This is a genomic window from Diaphorobacter caeni, from assembly GCF_015354245.1.
Taxonomy (GTDB): Bacteria; Pseudomonadota; Gammaproteobacteria; order Burkholderiales; family Burkholderiaceae_C; genus Diaphorobacter_A; species Diaphorobacter_A caeni.
In genome coordinates, this window is sequence record NZ_JADKYZ010000004.1 from 40,081 (window position 1) to 62,481 (window position 22,401).

The following is a 22,401-nucleotide window of genomic DNA, read 5'->3' on the forward strand; positions in this document are numbered from 1 at the left end:
TCAGGATTCGGGCGTGAAATTCAGCGCCTGAACCGCCTTCTTCCAACTCGCGCGCTCCTGCACGATGACGGCATTGAGCGCCTCCGGCTCGCCCCATTGCGCCTTCTGCAGCTGACGACCCATCGTCGCCTGAACGGCAGGATCGGTCAGCGCCTGCTTCAACGTCCTGCGCAGATTCGCCACCACCGCATCCGGCGTGCCTGCGGGAGCGAACACGGCAATCCACACGCTGCGCGCGTACTCGCCAAAGCCCTGCTCCTTGAACGTCGGCACGTTCGGCACGAAACGGCTGCGCTCCTCACCCGTCGTGCCGAGAATGCGTATCTTGCCCGCCGCCGCGAACTCGCTCACGTCTTCCAGCGGCACGACCACGGCGGACACCAGTCCGCCCTGCAGATCGATCACCGCAGGCCCCGGCCCGCGGTACGGCACATGGTTCACTTCCGCACCTGCCGTGCGCGCCGTCATGCTGCCCACGAAGTGCGGCATGGAGCCCGCACCCGGCGACCCGAAGTTGGCCTGGGCGCGGTTCTGCTTGCACCATTCGAAATAGCCCTTCAGGTCCTTCACGCTGGCGGGCACCAGCGGCCCCACGGCCAGCGCGAGGTCGAACGCGCCCAGGCTGCCGACCGTGATCAGATCCTTGTCGGGGTCGTAGGCCAGCTTCTTGTAGGTGACCGGATAGACGGTGATCGGCGAGGACACGCCCACGTAGATGTTGCTGCCGTCCTTGGCAAGCGACTTCATGTAGCTCACCGCGATCATGCCGCCCGCGCCGGTCTTGTTCTCGACCATGCTGTTGACGGCGTAGCCGGGCTTGATGACCTCGGCCACCTGACGCGCGACGTTGTCGACCAGCGAGCCCGCAGGCACCCCGATGACGATGCGCGCCATGCCGATTTTTTCTTCGGTGGCAAAGGCAGTATGCGGTGCGGCGATGGACGCCACGGCGGCGGCCACGAGTCCGCCGAAACGGCGGCGATGGATGGTGTGGTGATGCATGTCTGTCTCCTTGTTTTGTCGTTGTCCGGATCACTGCCAGTTCAGCAGGTCCAGCAGGTTCTGCCCCATTGCGCGATCGACGTCGCCATCTTTCAGAAACGGCAGCTGTTCACGGAAATGGGTCACGCATTGCGCGTAGGGATGGTGCAACCTGCTCAGATCGCTGCCCCACAGCACACGCTCCGCACCGAACGCGTTGAACACCTGCGCGAGCGGTGCTTCAAGCGAACGGAAGGGATAGGGATCGAGCGCATAGTCGCCCACGCCCACCGCCTTCACGCGCACATTGGGGTGACGCGCCAGCTCCAGCAACTGCGGCAGATGCTTGAACGCGACCGGCCCCACCGACGCGCGCGGCACGCCGAGATGGTCGACGATGAGCGAGAGGCGCGGATGGCGGGACGCCACCTCATGCGCGATCTCCAGATGTCCGGGAATCAGCAGCGCCACCGGCACGCCGGCCTCCTCGGCCACCGACCACAGCGGATCGAGCAGACCATCGAGATACGGCTGCAGCCGCTCCGGCGTATTCAGCAGAAAGCGCACGCCGCGCATGTGCGGCTGGCCGTGCCACTCGCTGAGGGCGCGTGCCGCATCGGCGCGTGCGGGATCGAGCAGGCCCATGACGGAGAACTTCTCGGGATGCCGCGCGGCCATCTGCAGCGCGTATTCATTTCCGTTCGGATCCCACAGCGGGGGCACCAGCACCACGCGGTCGACATGCGCCGTCGCCATTTCGTGAAGCAATACGGATTCGTCGATCGGCTCGCGTCGATGGTGTCCAGTCGACTCCCCCGCCGACCACGGATGGACCTGTGCGTCCACAATTTTCATACTCAACCTTGCGGTAATAAAAAGATGACCCAGGCAATGCTAGTCATCACCTGATCAACAGTTGATAAGAACTCGGCGGGCAGCCATAAATAATCGCTGCACGGCATGCGGCCGGGTTCAGGCGCGGCGCAGAACGGCCGCATTCTTCGCGAACGCGTCGATGAAATACTGCTGGGATTCGTTGAGCAGCTTGCCCTGCACCTTGCTGATGCCGACGGCCGGCTCCTCGCATTCAAAGTCGAACGACAGGGGAGCGAGCAGGCCGAAGTGCCGCTCGCTCAAGACCTCGACCCAGCTGAGCACGGTGAGCATGTCCGAGTCCGCAAGCGTGATGCGCATGGTGGACAGCGAGTAGGTCTCGATCTGCGCGGGCGGCAGCGTGGTCTCGGAGAACAGGTGCTCGTAGGCCAGCCGCCTTGGAGAGCCGGCCGGTGGAATGATCCACGGATACCGCTGCAGATCCGCTACCGTGATCTGCGCCTGCTTGTGCAGAGGATGGCCGCGCCGCGCCACGATGCAGTAGGACTCGTTGTAGAGCGGCTGCTGCGCGAGGCCAAGGCCCGCGCTCTGCTTCTTGATCAGGCCGACGATGAAGTCCAGTTCCTCGCGCAGCAGCTTGTTCACGAGCTGCTCGTAGGTGCCGCTGATCACCGAGATGCGCACGTCGGGATAGCGCTCGCGCGTCTCCTTCATCGCGTTCACCAGCAGCATCGACGGATCGAGCAGCATCACGCCCAGGGTGATGCTCTTGTTGCGCGGGTAGTGAAAGCCGCGAATCGCATCGGCCAGCGCGCCGATCTGCGCCTCCGCGTGCTTGAGGCGCGCGGCCAGTTCGTCCGCGAGTTCGGTGGTGCGAATGCCGGACGCGGTGTTGCGATACAGCGTGCACCCAAGGTTCGCCTCGAGCGTGCGTGCGGAGCGCTGCAGCGACGCATCGGTCACGCCCAGCTTGACGGCAGCGCCGCGAAACGAATGGCACTCGTGTATGGAGATCAGCGCCTGCACCTGCGAGCGCGTCATGCGCGCCGCAATCGCGAGCGGCGCGATGTTGCGCTCGCCCGGCAGCAGCGCCATGGTCTCCTCGAGCCACTCCAGAATCTTCTTGGTGCGGATGTGCGCGGCCACGCCCACTTCCGTCAGATAGATGCCGGTCTTGTGCCGCTCGAACAGCGTTGCGCCCAGCGCCTTCTCAAGCGCCAGGATGCAGGTGGTGATCGCGGGCTGGGTGCGCAGCAGCTCCTGCGCCGCGCGCGTGACGTTCTCCAGCGTCGCGACGCAATCAAAGACTCTGAGCTGCCAGAAGTTGGGAAGGTGGTGGTTCATCATGGACACATAGCCCGCAGTGAAAATCCATGCTCCATGATTTTCCCAAGCGACCGTTTCGACTACGAGGCGATCACCGCATTGGTGAGTTTGCCGATCCTGTCGATTGTGATCTCGCAAACGTCGCCCGGCTTCATCCAGATGGGCGGTTTACGCGAAAACCCTACGCCGCTCGGCGTGCCGGTGGCCAAGATGTCCCCCGCCTGCAGCGGCGCCACGGTCGATGCGTATTCGATGAACGCCGCGATCTTGTGCAGCATGAGATCCGTCAGATCCGACTGCAGCACCTCGCCGTTCAAGCGGGTTTCGATGCGCAGCTGGTAGGGATCACCCACTTCGTCCGCCGTCACGATCCACGGACCGATCGAGCCGCTGCGGTAGAAGTTCTTGCCCGGCGTGATCTGGCGCGTGTGGAACTGCCAGTCGCGCACGCTGCCGTCGTTCAGGATGGTGTAGCCCATCACATGATCGAACGCGTTTTCGGCGGCGATGCGATGGCCCGGCTTGCCGATCACCACCGCCAGCTCGCCCTCGTAGTCGAACTGCTCGCTCACGCCGGGGTGCCACAGCGCCTCGCCCTCGGCCACGAAGCTGTCGTTGAAGCGCGCGAACATCGCGGGCTTCTTGGGCAGGTCCTGCACGCGCCCTGCGGACTCGACTTCTTTGTGGTGCTCCAGATAGTTCACCGCGAGGCACCAGATGTGCTCCGGATGGGTGATGGGCTTGAGCAGCTTCACGTCGGCCAGCCGCAGACCTGGCGAGTATTGCGCGAGATCGCCGATCTGCTCGAGGCCCGCGGCGATCAGGTCGCGCAGCGTGGGATGGCGGTCCGCAAAAAACGACCCCAGGTCCACCACCTGCGAGTCTCCCACCACCGCGCCGTAGCTCGCGCGGCCTGCATGTTCAAAGCTGATGAGTTTCATGAAGTGAATGCTTTCGTGAAGGTTCAAATCAACGCGGCGTAGGAGCCGCCGTCGAGTTGCAGGTTCTGACCGGAGATGAAGCTGGCCTGCGCGCTGCACAGGTAGGCACAGGCGTCGCCAAACTCTTCGGGCCTGCCAAGACGCTTGGCCGCGATCGTGTTGGCGATGCGCTTGCGGGCTTCTTCCACCGTGATGTTCTCGCGCGTGGACATGCGCTCGGCCATGAAGCGCTGGCGGTCGGTGTCAAAGCGCTCGGGCAGCATGTTGTTGATGGTGACGTTGTCGATCACCGAGTCCTTCTGCACCGACTTGGACAGCGCGGTCAGACCCGCGCGCACCGCCGCCGACAGTCCCATCGTCGCGCTCGGCGACTTCACCATCGCCGAGGTGATGTTGATGATGCGACCGAACTTGCGCGCACGCATGCCTGGCACGCAGGCCTTGATCAGCATGATGGGCGCGAGCATGTTGCCCTCCACCGCCTCACGCCAGTCTTCGTCGGACCAGTCCGCGATCTTGCCGGGTTCGGGGCCTGCGTTGTTGTTGACCAGAATGTCCGCGTCGGGGCATGCCGCGAGCAGCGCGGCGCGGCCCGACTCCTGCGTGATGTCCGCCACCACGATGTGCGGGCGGTTGCCCGTCTGTGCCTCGATCTGCGCTGCCGCCTCGACCAGCTTGGCCTCGGTGCGGCCATTGATCCACACCTCGCAGCCCTCGCGCGCCAGCGACGTGGCGCAGGCCAGGCCCAGCCCTTGCGAGGAGGCGCAGACGAGCGCCTTCCGGCCCTTGATTCCCAAGTCCATTTCGTTTCTCCTGAAATTGAAATTGCTTATGCCAGAGCGGCGGCGGCGGCCAGATGGCTCTTGAGTCGCGGATACACGCGCAGCACGTTGTCCTTGAACACCGCCTCGCGCTGTGCGGGCGAGAGGTGCGGCGTGCCGTCGATGTAGCGCCGCGTGTCGTCATAGTTGTGGCCCGTTTCCGGATCGATGCCCTTGACGGCGCCGACCATTTCCGAGCCGAACAGAATGTTCTCGGTGGGCACGACTTTCGTGAGCACGTCGATGCCCGCCTGGTGGTAGACGCAGGTGTCGAAGTAGACGTTCTTGAGGACGCCGTCGACCAGCTTCTTGAGCCCCATGTCCTGCGCGAGTCCACGGTAGCGCCCCCAGTGGTAGGGCACCGCGCCGCCGCCGTGCGGGATCACGAAGCGCAGCGTCGGAAAGTCCTCGAACAGCTGCGGCGCAAGCAGAAACTGCATGAACGCCGAGGTGTCGCCGTTCAGATAGTGCGCGCCCACATGGTGATGACAGGGGTTGCACGAGCTGCTTACGTGCACCATCGCCGGCACGTCGAGTTCCACCATCTTTTCGTACAGCGGGTAGTAGGCCTTGTCGGTGAGCGGCGGCACCTGCCAGAAGCCGCCCGACGGATCGGGGTTCAGATTGCAGGCAACAAAACCCAGCTGCGTCACGCAGCGCTCGAGCTCCTGCACGCTGGCCGCGATGCCGAAGTCCGCCGCGCTCGAGGATTGCGGCAGCTGGCACACGCCCACGAAATTCTGCGGATACAGGCCGCAGACGCGGTGGATCAGGTTGTTGGCCACTTCGGACCACTCCACGCTCTGCTCGGGCGTTCCGAGGTGGTGGCCCATCTGCCCCGCGATCGGCGAGAACAGCGTGAGATCCAGCCCGCGCTCGCGCTGGAACTGGACCTGCTTTCCTTCAAGCCCCGCGCGCAGTTCGTCGTCGGAGATGACGAGCGGCTCACCCAGCACACCCGTGCCTTCAAGCTGCTTCTTGCGCCACGCGTGCATGGCGGGGGGAACGGTCGTGAAGTGACCGTGGCAATCGATGATCATGTGTTGTGCCTCCTGCGCACCGCCCGCTTATCGCGTGCCGCCTGAAAGAATCGGGGACGCCTGCTTCACGAAGCGCTCCGGCGGCGCCTCGCCGCTGTCGTGCACCATGCCGGAGCCGATCTTGACTTCGTTGAAGCTGCTGTGCACGTTCATCTTCTCGGTCGATGACCAGTGCTCGTGCATGACGTTGAACGGCGACATCCAGTAGTCGAAGATCTGGCTGCCCAGCGCATGACGGCCGATGCCGCGCACATGGTCGTATTTCAGCTCGTGCAGGTGGTCGCCGCCGGTGAAGATCTCGTCGACCCGCTCCACTTCGAAAGACGCATGGTGCAGGCCGTTCTTCTCGCCACGGAAGATGAACAGCACATGGTGATAGACCGGGTCCTCGCCGCAGTCGGTGCGCACGAAGCGGCCCAGCGTGTTGCCAGGCTCGCCCAAGTACAGCTCGTCGGTCGGCAGAAAGCCGAAGTTCTCCTGATACCAGGCGATGGTGTCCGCCAGCCGCGTGGTCATGTAGGCCGTGTGCACCAGCTTCTCGATGCGCGAAGGCCCGCGGTCCTTGCTGATGCCGTCGCTGCCGCGCAAAGGATTGCGGCGCGACAGCTCGTCCAACCGGCTCTGGCCCTGCACCAGCTCCACGCGCAGGCCATTGGGATCGTGCAGCACCAGGCGCTTGCCGCCACCCGGCTCGTCGATGGGCTCGACCTTGACGCCAAAGCGCTGCTCAAGCGACTCGATCGGCACATCCGGGTTCACGTGGTAGCCCACCGCGATCACGCCGCTCTCGCCCAGTTCGGTCACATGAATGAATGGCGCTTCGGAAATGCCGCGCATGTACAAGCGCCTGTCGTCGCGCTGCGCCCGCACCAGACCGAAGTTCTGCAGGAACTGCTCCTGCACATCGAGGTCCGGCGCGCCAAGGCGCACATACGCCACTGAAGATACGATTCCGGGCATCTGACTAGTCTCCTTGATTCTTTTCCAAAATGGCGCGCACGTCGCCGTACAACTCTTCGGGCGCGTAGCGCTTCTTGATCATCTGCTGGTCGTAGGCATAGTCGATCACCTTGCGCAGCGATGGGTCAAGCGCGTCAAAGCCGAACGGCTGCAGATCACGGCTCGATGGTGCAGGCATTTCACCCGCCTGCGTGCGACTGTCGATGAGCATGCGATACGTTTCCGCAACCGCCTCGGGATGGGACTTCACCAGCGATTCTTTGACCACCACCACATGGTTGATCGGAACGACGCCCGTGCGCGCGCTCCAGTCCTTGGCCGCATCCTGCGGCGCATCGATGATGTGCCGCAGTCTGTCCTTGTTCTCGATGGCGCCACCGGCGATGATGGCGTCCACATGCCCCGCGAGCAGCGCCTCTTCGAGGCTCAGCGCCTTGTCCATGCTGCGCACCCATTCGGGGTCCTTGTACTCGGCGACATGCGCGCCCTGCTGGCTCCACCATTCCACGTCGGCGCTCTTCACGCCGTACTCATCGTTCAGAATGCCGCGCACCCAGGTGGGCGTCGTCTGCGAATACGAACGCATCGCCACGCGCTTGCCCTTGAGCTGTGCGGGGCCGAACACATCGTCGGCGCGCGCGTAGATGCTCTTGTGGTGGAAGGCCCCATTCATCACGAACGGCAGCAGGAGATAGCGATGCCCCGCGTCGAAGGCGAGCAGATAGGTGACCACGGCCAGCTCGGCCACGTCGAACAGGTGACCACGCACCACGTCCTTGAACGCGGTCTGCGCGGTGTCCACCGGCGCGATGTCGAGCTGCACGATGTCGGATTTCACCTGCCCCGCCTTGAGCGGCGCGGTCTTGGGATAGGTCCCGAACATCGCCTTGAGTTGGATTTTCTCGTTCTGCATGTTTTTTTCTTCCGCTCATTCCCATCGAGCCAATGCCCCTGCCGTTGCCGTGCGCGGGTCGATGAAGACGTCCTCGGCGCGCAGCTCCCGCCCCACCAGACCCTGCTGATGCGCATAGCGGATCAGCGCCTGCAGCGAGGTGCGGTTCTCCTCGAAACCATAGGGCAGCGGATCGCCCGTGTACTGGCGCAGCTTGCGGTAGCGCTTGTCGTCACCGCTCGGCTCCACCACCGCGTCGAGCGCCTGCAGATAGGCGTCCTTGGACCGAACGCAGTGCTCATACAGGGCCAGCCCGATGCCGGGATGGCGCGCGAGCACCTCGTTCTTCACCACGATCACGCCGTGGATCGGATAGATGCCGGTGCGCTCGAACCAGCGACGCTCGACCTCGCCCGCATCGGCCACCAGCTCCTCCATCTCGACCTCCGCGTCGCCCGCTCCGGCCAGACCATCGAACGCCACGTCGATCTCGCCCGCGTTGATCGCGTCGGCGATCTTGCGGCCCTCGGGCAGGCGCGTCACGTTCGCGGGGAGCACCATGTCCTCCAGGTTCTCGGCCTCTTCCGTCACCCACTGCACCTTGCTCGCGTCGAGTCCGTAGTCGTCGGCGAACACGCCGCGCGTCCATACCGCTGCCGTCACCGAATAGTTGCGCACGCCGACCTTGCGGCCTTCAAGCTGTTTGGGACTGTCGATCACGAGGCCCTTGCGCTTCTTGATGCCCGAATGGCGAAAGCGCCGCGTCATCGGCAGCGGCAGCGCGGTGATCCGTGCGCCACGTTCCAGTGCCATGAGGTACATGGTCGGCGCCATCTCGCAGATGTCGTAGGGCTGCGTGCGCGCCATGTCGCGATAGGCGTCGGGCATGCGCTTGACGTCCACGAAATCGAACGCCACACCCGGCATGATGTCCTCGAGCTGGCGCACGCCTGCCAGTTGCCCGTGCTTTCCGAGCACGGTCTTGAGTCGTTCCGCCATCACTGCTCCTTGGCCTTGAGCGCGTTGCGGCCCGCTTCCAGCGCCGAGAAATCGCGACGCGGGTAGCTCATCAGAAAACGGAAGCCCTGGTCGATGATGCTCTGCGCGTTCTGCTTGGTCATGTGCGGGTGGCCCACCGGCACGTTGAACGCCTTGCCCACCTCCAGCACATGCGCCATGTGGCGCAGCAGCTCGGGATTCTCATAGTCGCGCGGGCACCCCAGCTCCTGCGTGAGGTCTCCCTCGCCGATCAGCAGCACGCCGATGCCTTCAACCTCCTTGAGCATCGTCTCGATGTTGTTGACGCCCTGCACGTCCTCGATCATCAGCGCGACCAGAATCTCGCCCTCGGGCACCAGCGGCCACACATCGGCGCGCTTGTAGTACTCCTGCTGCGACAGCCCCCAGTAGCGCGCGGCGGCCATCGGCGCGTCGCCGCGAAGTCCGCCGGGCTCGTAGTGATCTCGGCTCGGCAGGCGCGGATAGCGGCAGGCCGCCACCGCGTTGTAGGCCTCGGCACTGTTGCTGATGCGCGGCCAGACGATGCCGTAAGCGCCCAGATCCAGCGCCTGCTTGGCGAACCACTGGTTCATCTCGCTGCCGCTCGCCGGGATGCGCACCATCGGCGTCATCGGATTGGCGAGCGAGCCCATCTTCACGATCTGCTCGCGCTGCAGCAGAAACTGCATGGCGTTGCGCAGCGCCGTGATGTCCCATGGGTTGTGTTCGAGCTCGAACACCAGTCCGTCATTGCTCGACTGACCGAAATTGACCGCATTTTCGATCTCGGCCTGCACGAACGATGTGAATGCGATGCCGGGACCCGACTCCAGCGCGCGAATAATGCCGTTGAGGCGCATAGTTTTATGACTCCACTCGAATCCTGAAAATCAGATCATCGCCACGCAAAATGCATCACCGGCATTTTCAGGCAATGGCTTTTCAAACCAGCTGTCCGCACCGTCAAAGGTATAGAACACCTGTCCTCCGCGCGTCACGGAAATCACGCCATTGCCGTCCTTGATATGGGCATTGATGCCCATGATCGTGCTTTGCGGATTCACCTGAGAATCGGCGCGGCGCCAGTTCTTTCCCAGATCGTCGCTGGTATAGACAGCCCCGGCTTCGCTGCGCGATGAAATGCTGAAGCAGGCATAAAGCTTTTCAGGCTTCCCCGCCACCACGCGCAGATCACGGCAATAACTGAAAGGTGCAAATTTGCGCACCTGCAAATCCTCAAGCGATTTTCCCCGGTCGTTGCTTTCAAAAACGCCCATGCGGCAGAGATAGAAAAGTGCATCGGGCTTGGCCGGGGAGGTGGTAATGGCATGCGCGTCGAACATGCCCTCGGCCTCATCGTCCGTCTCGATCTTGCTCTTGAGCGCCGGGTCCTTGGCCAGTTCCACCAGAGCGCCGGTGCGCGCATTCCATGTCTTCCCGCCGTCCTCGCTGAGCATGAAGCCGTTGATTTCGGCAATGCCGTAGAGCACCTGGTCGTTCGTCGGATGAAATGCCAGACGCATCACGCGCGAGGCGCCAAAGCGGATATTGAAACGCTCCGTATGATTCACCTCGCAGGCGGCCCAGGTTTCTCCACCATCCCGACTTTCAAACACGCCAATCGGAGCCGTACCCGCAAAGAGGTGATTTGCATCACGCGGATCAAATTCAATCGACCAGAACTGGATTCCGTCCGGAGAAAATACATTTCTCCATGAAACTCCTTTGTCCCTCGACTGAAAAATGCCTTTTCTGGTGGCTGCGAAAATGATATTCACATCGACCGGATGCTGAACGATCGCCTGAACCGCCGCATTGTCCGGAATATCACCCGCCTTTACCCATTCCTTGCCGTGCTCCATTCTGTAGAGCGAACCAATGGCATTTTCCCGGGTGACCGCCGTTCCTGCAAAAAGCACCTTGTCCATTCATATCTCCTGAATTTGATGAATCAATTCTAGGAACGGACGATTTCAGCGGCCAATCAATTCAAACGGTCATCCATAAATTTTTGCTGAATGAAAAAGCAGTGCCCCCTGAGTCACGGCGCAGCATGCAATGCAACGCGCTGCAGGAGGTGCCCCGGAAGACGCTCAAACCATGAAAAAAGGGACCCGCAGGTCCCTCAAAAAAGCACTCGCACTTCCTCTGTCTATGTACTCAGAGTGTGGTGACGATCTCATCGCGAGGCTTGCAGGATGCGGATCGGGAAGGGCTGCAAGGCGCAAACCGCAGCAATAGCTCGTGCTATTGCGAGGATTTGCAACGCAGCAGACCGCCCGAGGCCGCGCCTGCAAGACCGTGTGGAGATCGTCAACACGCTCTCACTCAAACAATCGCCCCGCATGCGGCACGCAGTCGCCCCGGCCCACCTGCCGGAGCACGTCCCACAGCACGGCCTGATTGCTCGTCACCACCGGCACGCCGAGTCGATCCTCCAGCTCCTCCACGGCCTCGAAGGCCCGCACGTTGGCGCACGACAGCAAGATCGCGTCCATGCCCGGCACGGCGTATTGCAGCGCGTGCTCGACCAGTTGCGCGGGCGGCATCAGCGCGGCCTGTCTCGCGTCGACGAAGTTGAGTCCCACGGACTGCAGGATCTCGAAGCCCTCGGCCTCCAGCGAAGCCCGCTCGTCGTTCGAAAACTTGTCGGCAAACGGACAGACATGCACGATCTTCTTCGCGCCCACCGCCTTGAGCGCGCGCTTGATGGCGACCATGGTGTTGGACGACGGGGTGCCCAGCTCCTTCTCCATGCGCTCCGCCAGGGCCCAGTCGCCCCGCGTGCCGTTGGAGACGCTCGCGCCCGTACAGTTGAAGGTGATCACATCCGCGCCCAGATCCTTCAGATAGCCGGCCTCGTCGATCGCCTCCAGGTGCGCGCGCAGCAGGCTGTCGCGGGTGACGACGCCTCCTTCTTTGCGCAGACGGATGCGGTGCAGGTGATAGGCCACGTCCTCGGGGCAATAGCGGCGGAAGTCGTCTTCGCCGATGGTGTTGAGCGACGGCACGATCATGCCTATGCGCAGCTTCTTGCCGGTCACTGGGGTACTCGCTTGCATGGAGGTCATCTTCACTGCTTCACTTCTGCTTGGCCGCGCCGGTTTCCTGGATGATTTTTCCATAGCGCTGGATGTCGGTGACGATCAGCTTGCGGAACTCCTCGGGCGTGCTGTGAAAGCGCTCGTTCTTCTGCACCTCGAAGAATTTCTCCGATTCCGCGTCGTCCAGAATCACCTTGATCTCGCGGTTCAGGCGCTCGACGATGGGCGCGGGCGTATTCGCCGGGGCCAGAATGCCCATCCAGTTGACCACCTCGAAGCCCGGCAGATGCGCCGCCTCGGCGATCGTCGGAACGCCCGGCGCCATGGCGCTCGGCTTGGCCGTGGAGATCGCCAGCATCTTGAGACGCCCTGTCTTGGCGAAGGTGTCGGACGAGGCATAGCCGCTCGAGACCATGTCGATCTCACCCGCCACCGCCGCCTGCACCGAGGCGGGCGTGCCCGCGTAGGGGATGAAGCGCACGGGCAGCCCCGCTTCCTTCACGAACATCGCCATGCCGAGGTACATGGTGGTCGATCCGCTGATCGCGCCATAGGTCAGCTGGTCCGGATGGGCCTTGGCGTAGGTCATCATTTCGGAAAGCGTATTGAACGGCGCATCGGCGCGCGCCGCAATGCCGTTGGGCGCGGTCGCCACGGCGCCGACCGGCGTGAAATCCTTGACCGCATCGAACGGCAGATTGGGATAGAACCCGGGGTTGATGGCGTGCGCCACGCTGGTGAACAGCAGCGTCTGTCCGTCCGGCCTGGCGCGTGCCACCGCCCCCGTTCCGACCGCAGCGCCCGCGCCGGGCTTGTTCTCCACGATCACCGGTTGGCCCAGTCGGCCTTCGAGCCGCTTGCTGATGTAGCGCGCCATCAGATCCACACCGCCACCGGGTGCGAACGGCACCACGAGGCTCACGGGACGGCTCGGATAGGCCGCCCCGTCGGCGCTCATCGCGCTGGTTCCGGACAACGCTGCGCCCACGGCCATGGCACTCGCGAGTGCCGCCTTCTTCAAATTCAACATGCTTTGTCTCCAAGGGCCTGTCGCCGGTCAATGCAGCGACAGGCCCGGCACTCACTCAGAAATAGTGCTTCATGCCCACCGTGATCGAGCGGGTGTCATTCTTGTAGATGGCGGGATTGCCATCGCTGCCCTTCAGATCGGTCACGAAATCGGCATAGAACGAGGTGCGCTTGGACAGCGCGTACTGCGTGCCCAGATTCACCACGAACGCATCCGTTCCGTTGACGATGCCGTAGGCGCCTGTGCCATTGGTGCGGTGCTGGCCGAGTTTCAGATAGGGCTCGAACGCGCCCATGCGGTAGGCGCTGGTCAGAGCCCAGGACTTGGCGCGCGTCCATTTGGCGGAGGTGCCGGATGCGGTTTCGTACTGGTAGATCGCACCGACGCGCAGCGCACCGAACCTGTAGGTGCCGCCCAGGCTGGTCAGTGCGCCCTTGGCCGCCCACAGCGGATCGGGACGCACCTGCGCATATCCGAGACCGACGAAAAGATTTTGATTCTGATAGGTCAACGTCGCGTCAACATGATCGGCAGAGCCATTCTTGGGATTTTTCCCCAACTCGCCCATGGCATACATGAGCTTGCCCTGAAAACCGGAAATACGGGGACTCACATATTGAATGGCATTATTCTTGCGATTCGACTCCGCACTCCCCGCAGTTCCATTGCCGCCTGAATATACGGAAATGCCCTCATTATTGTTTCCGCCGCGCCCCGGGCTTCCGGAAATCCAGCGCCCGACCGTCGCCAGATCGCCGTTGTACATGATGCCGGTTCCGTTGAAACCGCTGCCGCACCAGTGCAGATCGACCTGGCACAGCAGATTGGCCGAACCCGTCAGATACCGCCCGAGTCGCACCTCACCCCATTGCTTGCCCGACAGGCCAAGCCAGGCATTGCGGTTGAAGAAGCCAAAACGGCTGGTGTCGCCCGTGTCCACGGTGGGCGCCAGTTCCAGCATGAAATTGACCTTGGTGCCCTCGCCCAGATCCTCCGAACCCGAGATGATCATGCGCGAAGTTTCAAATGCGCCATTCTGCAGACGATTCACCGTATTGCCATTGGCGCTCTTGTAATTCTGAATACCCGCATCGAGCACACCGGAAATCTTCAATTCCGATTGCGCATGCGCGGAAAACCCCACCGCCCCGAGAATCCCCAAAACCGCCCATTGATATTTCAATCGCATATTTGTCCCCGTAAATATTATTTATCCCGCATTCACATAACCAAAGCTTCGGCGCTGGGGCAATTCTGATCAATAAGACTTGAGAAGTCCCATACAAAATGGGATGCATCTATAAATTTGTCCTGAACAGGTTTTTTCTCAGGGTTTTCCAGAAAGATGACGACAGATGGGCACATGGGCGCATTGGCACATTCGCGCTCCAAAGCAAAGAGCCGGGTCCGCTGTTCGCGGCACCCGGCTCTCTGGCGGCGAGTCGACTGGCGGACTCACCCCTTCATCAACGCCTCGATCTCCTCGGCCTTCACCGGCACGCCGCGCGTGAGCAGCTCGCAGCCGGTGTCGGTGACCACCGCGTCGTCCTCGATGCGGATGCCGATGTGGTGGAACTGTTCGGGCACGCCGGGCGCGGGGCGCACGTAGATGCCCGGCTCGATGGTCGTGACCATGCCGGGGCGCAGGATGCGGCTCGGGCGGTTCAGGATGGTCTCGCCCGAGAGCGGGTCACGGCGTTCGCTCACGGTGCCGATCTCGCTGGGCTCGACATAGCTGCCGCAGTCGTGCACGTCCATGCCCAGCCAGTGGCCGGTGCGGTGCATGTAGAACTGGAAGTAGGCGCGCGACTCGATCACGTCCTGCGCGGTGGCGTGCTTGTTGCGGTCGATCAGCCCGAGGTCAAGCATGCCCTGCGCGAGCACGGCGACGGTGGCGTCGTGCGGGTCGTTGAAGCGGTTGCCGGCCTTGGTCACGGCGATCGCGGCCTCCTGGCTGGCGTGGACCAGATCGTAGAGCGCGCGCTGCGGGCCGGTGAATTGGCCGTCGGCGGGGAAGGTGCGGGTGATGTCGCTCGCGTAGCCGTCGAGCTCGCAGCCCGCGTCGATCAGCACCAGCTCGCCCTTCTTCACCGGTGCCTTGTCCGCGCGGTAGTGCAGCACGCAGGCGTTGTGGCCCGCCGCGACGATGGAGTCGTACGCCACGTACTGCGCGCCGCTTTGGCGGAACTCGTGCAGCAGTTCGGCATCGAGGTGGTACTCGCGCACGTCCTCGCCCGCACGCAGCATGGCGGCCGAGCGCTGCATGGCGCGCACATGGGCGCGCGCGCTGATGACGCCCGCGCGGCGCATGATGTCCAGCTCGTGCGCATCCTTCACCAAGCGCATGTCGTCGAGCAGCGCGCACAGGTCACGCTGCTCGGTCGGGCACATCGCGCCGTAGCGCACGCGGGCGCGCACCTTGTTGAGCCAGCCATCGACCTGCGCGGCAAGACCCTCGTGCGTGGCGAACGGATACCAGGCGCAGTCGGTGTTCTCCAGCAGCCGCGCGATGCGCGCGGGCAGCTCGGTGATCGAGTGGGCCGCGTCCATGCCGAGCGTGGCGACCGCCGCCTCCGGCCCGAGACGGTAGCCGTCCCAGATTTCGCGCTCCAGATCCTTGGGCTGGCAGAACAGCGTGCTCGTGCCGTCCGCCGCCAGCACCAGGCAGGCGTTGGGCTCGGTGAACCCGGTCAAGTAATAGAAATAGCTGTCGTGTCGATACAGAAAGCTGTTGTCACGATTGCGTTGGCGCTCGGGAGCCGTGGGAATGACGGCGATTCCACCTTTGCCAAGTTGCGAAGCCAGGCGGGCACGACGTTGGGCGTAGACAGATGCGGAGGAGTTCATTCGCCCATCGTACTGCGGCGGAGATATCCACGCCGGGAGGCGGCGCGGAAAATCCTCTTCAATCGAGCTTCAATCCGGCCCCGGCAGATCACAACGCCGACACCAGCATGCTCACGCCCGCAAGCAGCAGCAGCGTGCAGACCAGCCACTGCAGCACGCGCACCGGCAATGGCGGCGGGTATTTGGCGAGCAGCCAGGTGACGCCCGCGACCACCGGCACGGCGAAGGCGGCGACGATCACGGACGACTTGGTCAGCTCGCCCATCGAGATCACGATGCCCAGACGCAGCACCGTGTTGGCGAGAAACAGCACCAGCAAACACTGGCGGATCAGCGCGGCGGGCAGCGGCTCGCGGTAGAGGTGATAGACGATGGGCGGGCCCGACGTGGAGAACAGCCCTCCGAGCAGCCCCGAGAGGCCACCCGCGACATACATGGAGCGCGCGCCGGAAGGCGTCTCGCGGCGGCCCTTCTGCGAGAGCAGCAAAAACGCGCAGGCGATGATGGTCACGCCGAGCAGCATGCGCAGGATGTTGACCAGATCGCCGCTCAGCAGCTGCAGCAGCCCGAGCCCGATCAGCACACCGATCTGGCTGCTGATGAGCATGGGCTTGAGCAGATCCCAGCGCGGCTTGAAGGGGTGGCTGCGCAGGAACACCACACCGTTGACGAGCGAGAGCAGGCCCGCGACGTTGGCGGCGTCGGCGATCGGCAGAAGATGCAGCGCTCCGGCCAGCCCCACGAAAATCAGCGCAAACGCGAACCCGGTCAGATTCTGGCAGGCCGATGCCAATGCCACCACGACCAGCAGCATTCCAAAGCTGCCCCAACCCATACCCATTTTTAGCCCAATCTTCGAAACAGTTCGCCGCCGAAGCCGGGATTTTGACGCAACTGCCGCAGGTCAGTGACGGGCTCGGCTATTCGCTGCGGGAGGTCGTCAGGCGTTGAGCTGCGCCAGGCGCTCGGGCGTTCCCACGTCCGTCCAGCGGCCCGTGTAGACGCTGGCGCCCACCCGTCCCGCATCCATCGCGCGGCGCAGCAGGGCCGCGAGCGGTGCGGCGACGCCGTCCGGGTTGCCTTGGGCGATGTCGCACCAAGGCGCGCGAAACAGCCCGGCCTTGAGCAGCGCGATCGTGCTGTAGGTGTAGCGCGGCAGCGGGCTCGGTTGGTCCTTGGGAAGATTCAGAGCGCGCGAGCCATCGAGCGCGAAATCACCGAGCGGGTTGTGTGCGGGATTGGGCACCAGCCACAGATGCGCGAGATCGTCGGACGCCGCGAATTGCCGTGCGATGGCCGCATCGAACACGAAATCGGGCGCAAACACGTCGCCCGCGGCAAGCCAGAAAGCCTCGCCAAGCAGCGGCAGCGCTCGCGCAATGCCGCCCGCCGTCTCAAGCGCATGACCAAAATCGCGCCCCTCGTGTGAATAGCGCAGGCGCTGCCCAGCGGCGAGCTCGGACCATACGGCGTCGAGATGCGCGGGGATCTGCTCGCCCAGCCAGGCGGTGTTCACCACCAGCGCGTTCACGCCGCCCTGCTGCAGCGCGGCGATGTGCCAATCAAGCAGCGCCCGGCCCTGCACCTGCAGCAGCGGCTTGGGCGTCACATCGGTGAGTGGCCGCATGCGCTCGCCGCGCCCGGCCGCAAGCAGCATGGCGTTCAGGGACCGGTTTTCTGGCGGACGGGCTGGAGATTCAGAGAGGTGCGAAGCGGTCTGCATGGACGCACACTGTAGTGCATCGCCGGTCGATTGACGGTGCATCGCAGTCCGGTTTGATGCCCCTTCCGGACCCCGGCCTCGGGCACTTAGTAAAATAGGGGGTTTTCTCTACCCCAGTCCCTCCGGAGCCCGCCTCTCATGGCCAATTCACAACAAATGGCGAATGCGATCCGCGCACTCGCAATGGATGCCGTTCAACAAGCCAATTCCGGCCACCCCGGTGCGCCCATGGGCATGGCCGACATGGCCGTGGCTTTGTGGGGACGCCATCTGCGCCACAACCCGACCAACCCGAACTGGGCTGATCGCGACCGCTTCGTGCTGTCCAATGGCCACGCTTCGATGCTGCTGTACTCGGTGCTGCACCTGTCGGGCTACGACCTGCCGATGGAAGAGCTCAAGAACTTCCGCAAGCTGCACAGCAAGACCGCCGGTCACCCGGAGCACGGCATCACCCCAGGCGTGGAAACCACCACAGGCCCGCTGGGTCAAGGCATCACCAACGCCGTCGGTTTCGCGCTGGCTGAAAAGCTGCTGGCCAAGGAATTCAACCGCGACGGCCACGCCATCGTCGATCACCACACCTACGTGTTCCTCGGTGACGGCTGCCTGATGGAAGGCATCAGCCAGGAAGCGATTTCGCTGGCCGGCGCATGGAAGCTGGGCAAGCTGATCGCGCTGTACGACGACAACGGCATCAGCATCGACGGCAAGGTCGCCCCCTGGTTCATCGACAACACGCCCGAGCGCCTGCGCGCCTGCGGCTGGAACGTGATCGACGCGGTGGACGGCCATGACGCCGACGCCATCGACGCTGCCATCGCCAAGGCCAAGCAAAGCTCCGACAAGCCCACGATGATCGTCTGCAAGACCAGCATCGGCAAGGGCTCGCCCAACCGCGCGAACACCTCCAAGGCCCACGGCGAGCCACTGGGCGCCGAAGAAATCACGCTGACACGCGAAGCGCTGGGCTGGACGGCCGAGCCGTTCGTGATTCCCGCCGACGTGTACGGCGACTGGGATGCCAAGGACAAGGGCACAGCCACCGAAGGCGAATGGAACCAGCGCTTTGACGCGTACTCCGCCGCCTTCCCCGAGCTGGCAGCCGAGTTCTCGCGCCGCATGGCGGGCGACCTGCCCCGCCACTTCGCGCAGACCGCCGTGGACGCCGTGATCGAAGCCCACACCAAGGCCGAGACCGTCGCCAGCCGCAAGGCCAGCCAGATCGCTCTGGAAACCTTCACCGCCCAACTGCCCGAACTGCTGGGCGGCAGCGCCGACCTGACCGGCTCCAACCTCACCAACACCAAGGCCACACCGGCCCTGCGCTTTGACGCCAACGGCGACGTGGTGCAGACCGAAGTGCAAACGGGCGAGAAGACAGAACTCGTCGGCGGCCGCCACATCAATTACGGCGTGCGCGAATTCGGCATGGCTGCGGTGATGAACGGCATCGCGCTGCACGGCGGTTTCATCCCCTACGGCGGCACGTTCCTCACGTTCAGCGACTACAGCCGCAACGCGATCCGCATGGCTTCGCTGATGAAGCAGCGCGTGATCCACGTGTTCACGCACGACTCCATCGGCCTCGGCGAAGACGGCCCGACCCACCAGTCGATCGAGCATGCCGCCAGCCTGCGCCTGATTCCCGGCCTCGACGTGTGGCGTCCTGCCGACACGGCCGAAACCGCCGTGGCCTGGAGCGTCGCGCTGTCCAACCGCAACAAGCCGACCGCCCTGCTGCTGTCGCGCCAGAACCTGCCCTACCTCGCCAAGACCGATCTGGGCGACATCTCGCGCGGCGCCTACGTGCTGTCCGAGCCCAAGGACATCGGCCTGAACAAGAAGGCCAAGGCGGTGATCATCGCCACCGGCTCCGAAGTGCAACTGGCCGTGGCCGCGCAAAAGCTGCTGGCCGAGAAGAAGATCCCCGTGCGCGTGGTCTCCATGCCCAGCACGACGACCTTCGACCGCGAAGACACCAAGTACAAGAAGCTCGTTCTGCCGGAAGGCCTGCCGCGCGTCGCCGTGGAAATGGGCGTGACGGACGGCTGGTGGAAGTACGGCTGTGCGGCCGTCGTCGGCATCGACACCTTCGGCGAATCGGCTCCGGCCGGCGTGCTGTTCAAGCATTTCGGCTTCACCCCCGAGAACGTGGCCGAGACCGTGCAGGCCGCTTTGCAGCGCGCGCGCTGAATCCGGTGATTCCTGGCTCGGTGCGGCTTCGTCCGGCACCGTGCCAGCTTTGATTTTCTCGTTTCTTTCGACTTTCATTTCAGGGACAAAACCATGACGATCAAGATTGGCATCAACGGCTTCGGCCGCATCGGCCGCAACGTGCTGCGCTCTGCAGTGCAGAACTTCTCCGACATCGAAGTCGTTGCCATCAACGACCTGCTGGAGCCCGACTACCTCGCCTACATGCTGAGCTACGACTCCGTGCACGGCCGCTTCCAGGGCGACGTGAAGGTCGAAGGCAATACGCTGATCGTCAACGGCAAGAAGATCCGCCTAACACAAGAGCGCGATCCAGCGAACTTGAAGTGGAACGAAGTCGGCGCCGATGTGGTGATCGAATCGACCGGCCTGTTCCTCGACAAGGTCACCGCGCAAAAGCACATCGACGCTGGCGCCAAGAAGGTACTGCTGTCGGCTCCTTCCAAGGACGACACCCCCATGTTCGTCTACGGCGTGAACCACAAGACCTACGCTGGCCAAGCCATCATCTCCAACGCTTCGTGCACAACGAACTGCCTGGCACCTGTTGCCAAGGTGCTGCACGACAAGTGGGGCATCAAGCGCGGCCTGATGACCACCGTGCACGCTGCAACCGCCACGCAAAAGACCGTGGACGGCCCATCCAACAAGGATTGGCGCGGTGGCCGCGGCATTCTGGAAAACATCATTCCTTCGAGCACTGGTGCAGCCAAGGCCGTGGGCGTGGTGATTCCTGAACTGAACAAGAAGCTGACCGGCATGTCCTTCCGCGTGCCAACGTCCGACGTGTCCGTGGTTGACCTGACCGTGGAACTGGACAAGCCAGCCACGTACGAAGAAATCAAGGCCGAAATGAAAGCCCAGTCCGAAGGCGCTCTGAAGGGCGTGCTGGGCTACACCGAAGACAAGGTCGTTGCCACCGATTTCCGTGGCGACACCCGCACGTCGATCTTCGACGCGGATGCCGGCATCGCTCTGGACGGCACGTTCGTGAAGCTCGTGTCCTGGTACGACAACGAGTGGGGCTACTCGAACAAGTGCCTGGAAATGGTTCGCGTGATGGCTGGCAAGTAAGCCACCCGACAGCGGATTCAATCCACGTCAACGAAAAGCGCCTTCGGGCGCTTTTTTTTCGTCGATTGATAGACGTTAACAATTGATGCTCAATGTAAGACAAGAGCTTATCTATTATCCGTGCCACTCTGACATTGATAGCAATGCAGTACCTACGCGGCGTGCGCCGGGCGGTTTCGATAATCGTCCCACACGGACAACAACGCCGTTTCTGACCATCCATCCAGGTTCGCGGAACCGGGACAGCCCCACCGGGGCCTCCCCCGAACGAGCCCACTCACCAGAGGAGTCCAACACCATGCAAAGCAAACTGATCGGCACCGCGCTCGCCGCCGTCGCCCTCGCTGCACTGACAGCCTGCTCGTCCATTCCCGCACCGCAGGGCGAGATGGCCGTGGCGCAGAGCACCGTCGAGCGCGTCTCCACCGTGCCTCAGGTGACCGCCTACGCCCCCGTCGAGCTGCAGAACGCCCGCGACCTGTGGTCCAAGGCACAGCGCGCCATGGAGAACAAGGATTACACCGATGCGCGCCGCTATGCCGAGGCCGCCGAGGCTCAGGCACGTCTGGCGGAAACCAAGGCCCAGGTGGCCGAGAACCAGGCGCGTCTGCAGGCCGTGCAGCGCGGCTATCAGGCACAGCCCGCGCGCTGATCACTGAGCCGCCCTCGAGCTCGCCCACAAGACACCGCCTCTTCGGATGCAAGGAATTTCCATGACACAAGCCACCCGCACCCACCACCCTCTGCGCCGCGCCGGCATGCTGGCCACCAGCATCGCGGCCATCTCCTTTCTCGCCGCCTGCGCCACGCGTGATGCGCCGCTCGAGCCGCTGCAGAAGGCCCGCGCCGCCGTCAGCACGGCCATGAACAACGCACAGGTCGTTCAGCTCGCGCCGCTGGAGCTCAAGAACGCGACCGACACGCTCTCGCAGGCCGACAGCGCCTGGACCAAGGACGCCGACACGGCCGAGGCCACTCACCTCTCCAACCTCGCCTTGCAGCGTGCGCAGATCGCCGAGAACGTGGCGCGCACCCGCCAGCTCGATGTGGACATCCGCCAGGCCGGTGTCGATGCGGAACGCAAGCGCCTGCAGGGCGACGCCGCCCGCGCCAACGCACAGGCCGACCAGGCCCGCGCAGCCGCGGCCGCCAGTGCCACCGCAGCGCAGCAGGCACAGCAGCGCGCCGCCGACAGCGACGCCAAGGTGCAGGCGCTGCAAAAGCAGTTGAATGACCTGCAGGCGCAGCAGACCGAACGTGGTCTGCTGGTGACGCTGGGTGACGTGCTGTTCGAGTTCGGCAAGGCCGACCTCACCTCGCAGGCCGCACCGCGTCTGGACAAGCTCGCCGACTTTCTGCGCGAATTCCCCAAGCGCAAGCTGCTGATCGAAGGCTACACCGACAGCGTCGGCACCGACGCGATCAATCAGACGCTGTCGCAGCGCCGCGCCGAATCGGTGCAGCAGGCGCTGGTATCGCGCGGCATCACCGCCGACCGCATCACCACACAGGGTTACGGCAAGGCCTTCCCGGTGGCTGACAACGCGTCGCCGGAAGGCCGCGCGATGAACCGCCGCGTGGAAATCGTGATCGCCGACGAGAACGGCAACCTGCGTTCGCGCCGCTGATCGGGCGAATTTTCGGTTCTCCTGCCGGGCATGACGGGATGGGC

Annotated in this window: 21 protein-coding genes; 4 read left to right on the forward strand and 17 right to left on the reverse strand. The window is 63.7% G+C overall.

All coding sequences use genetic code 11. From position 1 onward, the window contains the following. The 17 genes from ISG32_RS11070 to ISG32_RS11150 all read right to left on the reverse strand — a co-directional run bounded on the left by ISG32_RS11070 (position 1) and on the right by ISG32_RS11150 (position 17,438). Positions 1–1,002: a tripartite tricarboxylate transporter substrate-binding protein gene (locus tag ISG32_RS11070; protein ID WP_194771082.1), complete on the reverse strand. Its 1,002-nt coding sequence runs from the start codon at positions 1,000–1,002 to the stop codon at positions 1–3. 30 nt (positions 1,003–1,032) lie between these two features. Continuing rightward, complete coding sequence (locus ISG32_RS11075; protein ID WP_194771083.1) at positions 1,033–1,836, reverse strand: amidohydrolase family protein; 804 nt, start codon at positions 1,834–1,836, stop codon at positions 1,033–1,035. 117 nt (positions 1,837–1,953) lie between these two features. Next, positions 1,954–3,162: a LysR substrate-binding domain-containing protein gene (locus tag ISG32_RS11080; protein ID WP_194771084.1), complete on the reverse strand. Its 1,209-nt coding sequence runs from the start codon at positions 3,160–3,162 to the stop codon at positions 1,954–1,956. Positions 3,163–3,221: 59 nt separating this feature from the next. Then, positions 3,222–4,082: a fumarylacetoacetate hydrolase family protein gene (locus tag ISG32_RS11085; RefSeq protein WP_194771085.1), complete on the reverse strand. Its 861-nt coding sequence runs from the start codon at positions 4,080–4,082 to the stop codon at positions 3,222–3,224. A 23-nt stretch (positions 4,083–4,105) separates the two neighbouring features. Next, entirely contained in the window at positions 4,106–4,885 is a 780-nt protein-coding gene (locus tag ISG32_RS11090; protein ID WP_194771086.1) for an SDR family oxidoreductase, read from the reverse strand. Positions 4,886–4,911: 26 nt separating this feature from the next. Continuing rightward, positions 4,912–5,943 carry an amidohydrolase family protein gene (locus ISG32_RS11095; protein WP_194771087.1) on the reverse strand — a complete coding sequence of 344 codons (1,032 nt, stop codon included), beginning with the start codon at positions 5,941–5,943 and terminating at the stop codon, positions 4,912–4,914. 27 nt (positions 5,944–5,970) lie between these two features. Continuing rightward, complete coding sequence (locus ISG32_RS11100; protein WP_194771088.1) at positions 5,971–6,903, reverse strand: VOC family protein; 933 nt, start codon at positions 6,901–6,903, stop codon at positions 5,971–5,973. A gap of 4 nt (positions 6,904–6,907) precedes the next feature. Then, complete coding sequence (locus ISG32_RS11105) at positions 6,908–7,816, reverse strand: substrate-binding domain-containing protein (RefSeq protein ID WP_194771089.1); 909 nt, start codon at positions 7,814–7,816, stop codon at positions 6,908–6,910. Between the two features lie 15 nt (positions 7,817–7,831). Next, positions 7,832–8,794, reverse strand: coding sequence for a substrate-binding domain-containing protein (locus ISG32_RS11110; protein ID WP_194771090.1), 963 nt, complete (start codon positions 8,792–8,794; stop codon positions 7,832–7,834). Next, positions 8,794–9,654, reverse strand: a complete 861-nt coding sequence (locus tag ISG32_RS11115) for an HpcH/HpaI aldolase family protein (protein WP_194771091.1) — start codon at positions 9,652–9,654, stop codon at positions 8,794–8,796. Before ISG32_RS11115 ends, ISG32_RS11110 begins: the two co-directional genes overlap by 1 nt. Before the next feature lie 30 nt (positions 9,655–9,684). After that, positions 9,685–10,722, reverse strand: coding sequence for a VPS10 domain-containing protein (locus ISG32_RS11120; RefSeq protein ID WP_194771092.1), 1,038 nt, complete (start codon positions 10,720–10,722; stop codon positions 9,685–9,687). 396 nt (positions 10,723–11,118) lie between these two features. Further along, positions 11,119–11,856: a maleate cis-trans isomerase family protein gene (locus ISG32_RS11125; protein WP_194771093.1), complete on the reverse strand. Its 738-nt coding sequence runs from the start codon at positions 11,854–11,856 to the stop codon at positions 11,119–11,121. Positions 11,857–11,875: 19 nt separating this feature from the next. After that, the gene (locus ISG32_RS11130) at positions 11,876–12,868 is read right to left on the reverse strand and encodes a Bug family tripartite tricarboxylate transporter substrate binding protein (RefSeq protein ID WP_194771094.1); all 993 of its coding nucleotides are present in this window, start codon (positions 12,866–12,868) and stop codon (positions 11,876–11,878) included. 55 nt (positions 12,869–12,923) lie between these two features. After that, complete coding sequence (locus tag ISG32_RS11135) at positions 12,924–14,057, reverse strand: porin (protein ID WP_228529747.1); 1,134 nt, start codon at positions 14,055–14,057, stop codon at positions 12,924–12,926. A 266-nt stretch (positions 14,058–14,323) separates the two neighbouring features. Continuing rightward, positions 14,324–15,715, reverse strand: a complete 1,392-nt coding sequence (locus tag ISG32_RS11140) for an aminopeptidase P N-terminal domain-containing protein (RefSeq protein WP_194771096.1) — start codon at positions 15,713–15,715, stop codon at positions 14,324–14,326. An 88-nt stretch (positions 15,716–15,803) separates the two neighbouring features. Further along, complete coding sequence (locus tag ISG32_RS11145) at positions 15,804–16,556, reverse strand: TSUP family transporter (RefSeq protein ID WP_228529748.1); 753 nt, start codon at positions 16,554–16,556, stop codon at positions 15,804–15,806. Between the two features lie 99 nt (positions 16,557–16,655). Continuing rightward, on the reverse strand, positions 16,656–17,438 hold the full coding sequence (locus ISG32_RS11150; protein ID WP_323745924.1) for a nucleotidyltransferase family protein: 783 nt from the start codon (positions 17,436–17,438) through the stop codon (positions 16,656–16,658). A gap of 138 nt (positions 17,439–17,576) precedes the next feature. On the opposite strand from ISG32_RS11150, the gene tkt reads away from it, so the two are divergent. The 4 genes from tkt (at position 17,577) to ISG32_RS11170 (ending at position 22,357) form a co-directional block, all read left to right on the forward strand. Next, the gene (tkt, locus tag ISG32_RS11155) at positions 17,577–19,634 is read left to right on the forward strand and encodes a transketolase (protein ID WP_194771097.1); all 2,058 of its coding nucleotides are present in this window, start codon (positions 17,577–17,579) and stop codon (positions 19,632–19,634) included. 93 nt (positions 19,635–19,727) lie between these two features. Continuing rightward, positions 19,728–20,729: a type I glyceraldehyde-3-phosphate dehydrogenase gene (gene gap / locus ISG32_RS11160; RefSeq protein ID WP_194771098.1), complete on the forward strand. Its 1,002-nt coding sequence runs from the start codon at positions 19,728–19,730 to the stop codon at positions 20,727–20,729. A 298-nt stretch (positions 20,730–21,027) separates the two neighbouring features. Beyond that, positions 21,028–21,381 carry a DUF4398 domain-containing protein gene (locus ISG32_RS11165; RefSeq protein ID WP_194771099.1) on the forward strand — a complete coding sequence of 118 codons (354 nt, stop codon included), beginning with the start codon at positions 21,028–21,030 and terminating at the stop codon, positions 21,379–21,381. Positions 21,382–21,442: 61 nt separating this feature from the next. After that, positions 21,443–22,357: an OmpA family protein gene (locus ISG32_RS11170; protein WP_194771100.1), complete on the forward strand. Its 915-nt coding sequence runs from the start codon at positions 21,443–21,445 to the stop codon at positions 22,355–22,357. Positions 22,358–22,401 lie beyond the last annotated feature (44 nt).

Coding starts and splice junctions, on each gene's coding strand:
- ISG32_RS11105 (WP_194771089.1), bottom strand. CDS start 7,816: ATGCAGAACGAGAAAATCCAACTCAAGGCGATGTTCGGGACCTATCCC.
- ISG32_RS11075 (WP_194771083.1), bottom strand. CDS start 1,836: ATGAAAATTGTGGACGCACAGGTCCATCCGTGGTCGGCGGGGGAGTCG.
- ISG32_RS11110 (WP_194771090.1), bottom strand. CDS start 8,794: ATGGCGGAACGACTCAAGACCGTGCTCGGAAAGCACGGGCAACTGGCA.
- ISG32_RS11085 (WP_194771085.1), bottom strand. CDS start 4,082: ATGAAACTCATCAGCTTTGAACATGCAGGCCGCGCGAGCTACGGCGCG.
- ISG32_RS11080 (WP_194771084.1), bottom strand. CDS start 3,162: ATGATGAACCACCACCTTCCCAACTTCTGGCAGCTCAGAGTCTTTGAT.
- ISG32_RS11140 (WP_194771096.1), bottom strand. CDS start 15,715: ATGAACTCCTCCGCATCTGTCTACGCCCAACGTCGTGCCCGCCTGGCT.
- ISG32_RS11130 (WP_194771094.1), bottom strand. CDS start 12,868: ATGTTGAATTTGAAGAAGGCGGCACTCGCGAGTGCCATGGCCGTGGGC.
- ISG32_RS11170 (WP_194771100.1), top strand. CDS start 21,443: ATGACACAAGCCACCCGCACCCACCACCCTCTGCGCCGCGCCGGCATG.
- ISG32_RS11090 (WP_194771086.1), bottom strand. CDS start 4,885: ATGGACTTGGGAATCAAGGGCCGGAAGGCGCTCGTCTGCGCCTCCTCG.
- ISG32_RS11070 (WP_194771082.1), bottom strand. CDS start 1,002: ATGCATCACCACACCATCCATCGCCGCCGTTTCGGCGGACTCGTGGCC.
- ISG32_RS11135 (WP_228529747.1), bottom strand. CDS start 14,057: ATGCGATTGAAATATCAATGGGCGGTTTTGGGGATTCTCGGGGCGGTG.
- ISG32_RS11100 (WP_194771088.1), bottom strand. CDS start 6,903: ATGCCCGGAATCGTATCTTCAGTGGCGTATGTGCGCCTTGGCGCGCCG.
- gap (WP_194771098.1), top strand. CDS start 19,728: ATGACGATCAAGATTGGCATCAACGGCTTCGGCCGCATCGGCCGCAAC.
- ISG32_RS11115 (WP_194771091.1), bottom strand. CDS start 9,654: ATGCGCCTCAACGGCATTATTCGCGCGCTGGAGTCGGGTCCCGGCATC.
- ISG32_RS11125 (WP_194771093.1), bottom strand. CDS start 11,856: ATGCAAGCGAGTACCCCAGTGACCGGCAAGAAGCTGCGCATAGGCATG.
- ISG32_RS11145 (WP_228529748.1), bottom strand. CDS start 16,556: ATGGGTATGGGTTGGGGCAGCTTTGGAATGCTGCTGGTCGTGGTGGCA.
- ISG32_RS11095 (WP_194771087.1), bottom strand. CDS start 5,943: ATGATCATCGATTGCCACGGTCACTTCACGACCGTTCCCCCCGCCATG.
- ISG32_RS11150 (WP_323745924.1), bottom strand. CDS start 17,438: ATGCAGACCGCTTCGCACCTCTCTGAATCTCCAGCCCGTCCGCCAGAA.
- ISG32_RS11120 (WP_194771092.1), bottom strand. CDS start 10,722: ATGGACAAGGTGCTTTTTGCAGGAACGGCGGTCACCCGGGAAAATGCC.
- tkt (WP_194771097.1), top strand. CDS start 17,577: ATGGCCAATTCACAACAAATGGCGAATGCGATCCGCGCACTCGCAATG.
- ISG32_RS11165 (WP_194771099.1), top strand. CDS start 21,028: ATGCAAAGCAAACTGATCGGCACCGCGCTCGCCGCCGTCGCCCTCGCT.